At 35.0% G+C, this 3465-nt stretch carries 4 protein-coding genes; 1 reads left to right on the top strand and 3 read right to left on the bottom strand.

Going from position 1 to position 3465, the window contains the following annotated elements; translation table 11 throughout:
• Positions 1–129: 129 nt before the first annotated feature.
• Positions 130–1668 (bottom strand): MTBMA_p00010-related P-loop-containing protein, encoded by a 1539-nt coding sequence (locus ACWGOQ_RS23910; protein ID WP_452060354.1) that lies wholly within the window; start codon positions 1666–1668, stop codon positions 130–132.
• A 171-nt stretch (positions 1669–1839) separates the two neighbouring features.
• On the opposite strand from ACWGOQ_RS23910, the gene ACWGOQ_RS23905 reads away from it, so the two are divergent.
• Entirely contained in the window at positions 1840–2187 is a 348-nt protein-coding gene (locus tag ACWGOQ_RS23905; RefSeq protein ID WP_452060355.1) for a helix-turn-helix domain-containing protein, read from the top strand.
• A gap of 146 nt (positions 2188–2333) precedes the next feature.
• On the opposite strand, the gene ACWGOQ_RS23900 is transcribed toward ACWGOQ_RS23905, so the two are convergent.
• Both ACWGOQ_RS23900 and ACWGOQ_RS23895 read right to left on the bottom strand, forming a co-directional pair.
• Complete coding sequence (locus tag ACWGOQ_RS23900; protein ID WP_452060356.1) at positions 2334–2813, bottom strand: pentapeptide repeat-containing protein; 480 nt, start codon at positions 2811–2813, stop codon at positions 2334–2336.
• Between the two features lie 10 nt (positions 2814–2823).
• Positions 2824–3465, bottom strand: a 642-nt coding sequence (locus ACWGOQ_RS23895; protein ID WP_458202888.1) for a hypothetical protein, incomplete at its 5' end; no start/stop codon positions are given.

Here is a 3465-nt window from a genome sequence, read left to right as displayed (position 1 = left end):
AAAATTAGCAATAAGTATCCTGTAACTATCGCTTTGTAGTTGTAACTTTTTCATACGGTATGTGTTTTTTAGAGTTTCTCTTGCGATCTAGATTAACTAGCTGTAGTTAAGTGTGTTATTTCGCAAAAATTAAACTTGCGAGTTAGTTACGAGTTGCGAGTTGATTTGATTCATACAATGTCGTAAAGAGTCTTCGATCTGTGTGGTTAGCCTCTTATATTCATTTATATCAGTAACCTCAAAACAATGACTCTTTGTTTTGGCATTCTTCCTTCGCCTGATATAACCTTCGGTAAGAAGTTGCTTGTGATAATTACGCAATGTACTTTCCTTAATCCTTAGGTTTCTGCGGATTTCAACATTGGTAAAAGTCGTTTGATTATTCTTTTTCAAATAGGCTTTAAGCCTTTCTAAATGATTTCGTACTGCTCCGCTAATTGTATCACTTTTTCGTAATAATACCTCGGTGATTAGTTGATTCGCTTCTTTAATATCCTCAATGGTCGTTTCTATATATTCTTCGCCAGTTTGCTCTTCGTATTTCTTTTCTCTTTGTGCCTGTTTGTAGAAGGTAACCGCTTCTATAAATTGTAAATAATGTGAGTTGGTTCTTCTTGGTTTAAACACAGATGCTGGCAGTTCTAAATATTCTGCATACGGATTGATCACTTTTATAGGTTGTAATATTCTTTGTACATCTCGTAAAAACCTAGCAGTAGTACATTCTTCTTCTTTATTTATTTTACCTGCCGATAGTAATCGCTGATAGTGCATAATCTTTTTGTCTTGTTCTTGTGATTCATCTATGTATAATAAAAAACTACGATTGCTATTATCTTCATAAATACTTTCTTGCGTAGTACAACCCGATACAGACACAGGACCTTCTACGGTTAAGTGGATCGTTTTGGTAGTACCTTTTCTATCTTTATGAACTACGGTTTTGGTGATCTTCTTTTTGGATTGTAATTCGCGTAACGGATAGAGTACAGATTCTGCACCGTCTAGATCTTCTATTAATATCAGTTTATTTCTGAGTTCTGTTCTATTGAAGTAGTAAAAAGCATTGGCAGATAATACCGTAATTTCTATGGTATCTTCACCTGGTATGAGTTCTGATACTTTAGATTGTAAATGAGTTTTTCCAACTCCCGAACTTCCTAAACTGATACAATGTAATGGATTGGCCGTCTTACGACTTGTAAAAATCAAAAACATTAATAATCGATTGACTTCCTCACCAATCACACCGGATTTACCTATCAGGTCATTTGTTTTACTTAACAAGTCTTTTGACTTTAAAAACTTCTCTGCGGCTTTACGCTCTTTGGTGGATAATTGTTTTATCTGTATTTGATTTTCCTGTTGAGCTTGATCGAGTTGATCAATACGGTATTGTTCTAAGGCACTAGTCAGGTTTTGGAGGGATTGTCTCACTATAGATGTCCCGATCTCGATACGTTCTGCTACTTTTCTGACCAATCGCTCAATCGTAGTATCATTATATAAATCAACACTATGTCTCAACACATTGTGTTCTTTCGGTTTTTGAACACTCAATGTCACACGCATACGCTCTAGATTCGTAAACTTAATACCGCCCAGAATGTGGATTTCTAAAGCTTTGGTAACATAACTGTAGTTGTTCGGATTGGTCGTGTCTAGCATTGTTGAAAAGTTTTTACTAATCGTTTTCGATTACAAACATAGCGAATTTGATTTATTTAACTAATCCTTTTCGATATGTTTTTTCCACAACAGTAGCATTATTCGCTGTATGATTTGTAGTTTTGTATAGCACTATGAGTATATACAGTACTTTTAACAAGTGTTTGGACTATGGAGAATTTCAGCAATAATCTTAAAGAGTTAAGAAGTCAAAAAGGATTTTCACAAGAAGTATTTGCAAAAAAAATACAAGTACACGTTACCAATCTTTCTAAATATGAACGTAGTATTTCTGTGCCTTCTCTAGAAGTTGCTAAAAGAATGGCGGATGTATTGGAAGTATCATTAGATCGATTGGTACACGGTGACAATAAAGCACAAACGACTATCGATGATCAAGATTTATTAAGCCTATTTAATAAAGCACAAAAGCTTTCTGATAAACAAAAAGATACTGTAAAAGACTTTCTTTCTGCTTTTGTACTTAAAGCGGATCTAACTCAAAAACTAGCACAATAAAAAAACAGCCACCTAAACCTAGATGACTGTTTAATACTCTTATTTATTTCTAACTCTTACCGCTGCGAAGTTAAAAACTGTCGCAGAGCCTAATCAATCTTCGAAGAGCTGGGGCTGGGCCTAATCAATCTCGGAAGAGCTGGATTTTAACCACCCTTAACACATCCTGCTTTTATTGGATCAAAATCTTTTGGCCATATGGTCATATTATCATAAACAGCATTTGTTAAATTCGCATTTTCTAAACCAACACTCATCATATTTGCACCTTGTAAATTAGCATGTGAAAAGTCAGCCTCTTCTACATTACTATCTTTCAGGTTTGCGCCTTGTAGATTAGTTTCAATAAAAATTGTAGAAATAGCGATACTATTTTTCAAATTAGAACCTTGAAGATTTGCTTTCCTAAAATCAGCTACAATTAAATTAGTAAAAGATAAGTCACTCCTCATAAGTATTGATTGAAATAGAAAAGCCCCTCTAAGATTTGACTTTATAAAGCTAGTCCCAGACATGTCAACATTTTCTAGCCTTGCTCGGTGTAAATCGAGACCTTCTAGAGATACTCCTTTAAGATTACTGTAAGGCACTTCAACGTGATTATCTGTTTCGCAAAATATTTTCATAATTTTATATTTAAAAACCTCCCCAATCTAATGGGCTTACTATTGTTTGTTGAATTGGTTTTATTCTAAAAGCATCACTTCTAGACATAGTTCCTGGAATTTGACCAGGTGTTTTTCCAAATAATCGTCCTGAAATATATCTATGATTACCTTCTATAATTACACCATTTGAAACCTTTATAGGAGGTGCTACATTTCCTTTTTGTAACATTTTCACATAACGTTCTATCATTGGTAGAGAAACCTTACCTTGTAAAGTTTTCATTGTAGACCCTTCTATAGCAGACATGATAGATGCTTCGCTTACTTCTATAGCTCTTTTAGCTGCATTCATATACCTAGGCACATAACTAAACACCCTACCAGACCCACGAGCCATAGCTCCGGCAGCAGAACCTGGCAACACATAAAACACTTCTTCAGTCATACGAAAAAACGTCATCCATACTTTAAGATGCGCCATGGCTTTTTCTTCATTTCTACCCATATCCATTGCATCAGCATACTCAGTATGTTGATTTCCATAAACTTGTTGATACAGGTCGTATGCCTCCGCAGGATCATCTGGAAAGAATCCATCGTCATTATTTTGCGCCAGCCAGGTTTCAAAATCACCAGAAAACGCATAACGATTCGTTACTTCTGAAGTCCC

It is taken from the genome of Aquimarina ulvae (assembly GCF_053613295.3).
This window is presented reverse-complemented; position numbering and strand designations above follow the sequence as displayed.

What these genes read in the sequence shown, in the direction of transcription:
- ACWGOQ_RS23910 (WP_452060354.1), bottom strand. Translation starts at nt 1,668, where the DNA reads ATGCTAGACACGACCAATCCGAACAACTACAGTTATGTTACCAAAGCT.
- ACWGOQ_RS23905 (WP_452060355.1), top strand. Translation starts at nt 1,840, where the DNA reads ATGGAGAATTTCAGCAATAATCTTAAAGAGTTAAGAAGTCAAAAAGGA.
- ACWGOQ_RS23900 (WP_452060356.1), bottom strand. Translation starts at nt 2,813, where the DNA reads ATGAAAATATTTTGCGAAACAGATAATCACGTTGAAGTGCCTTACAGT.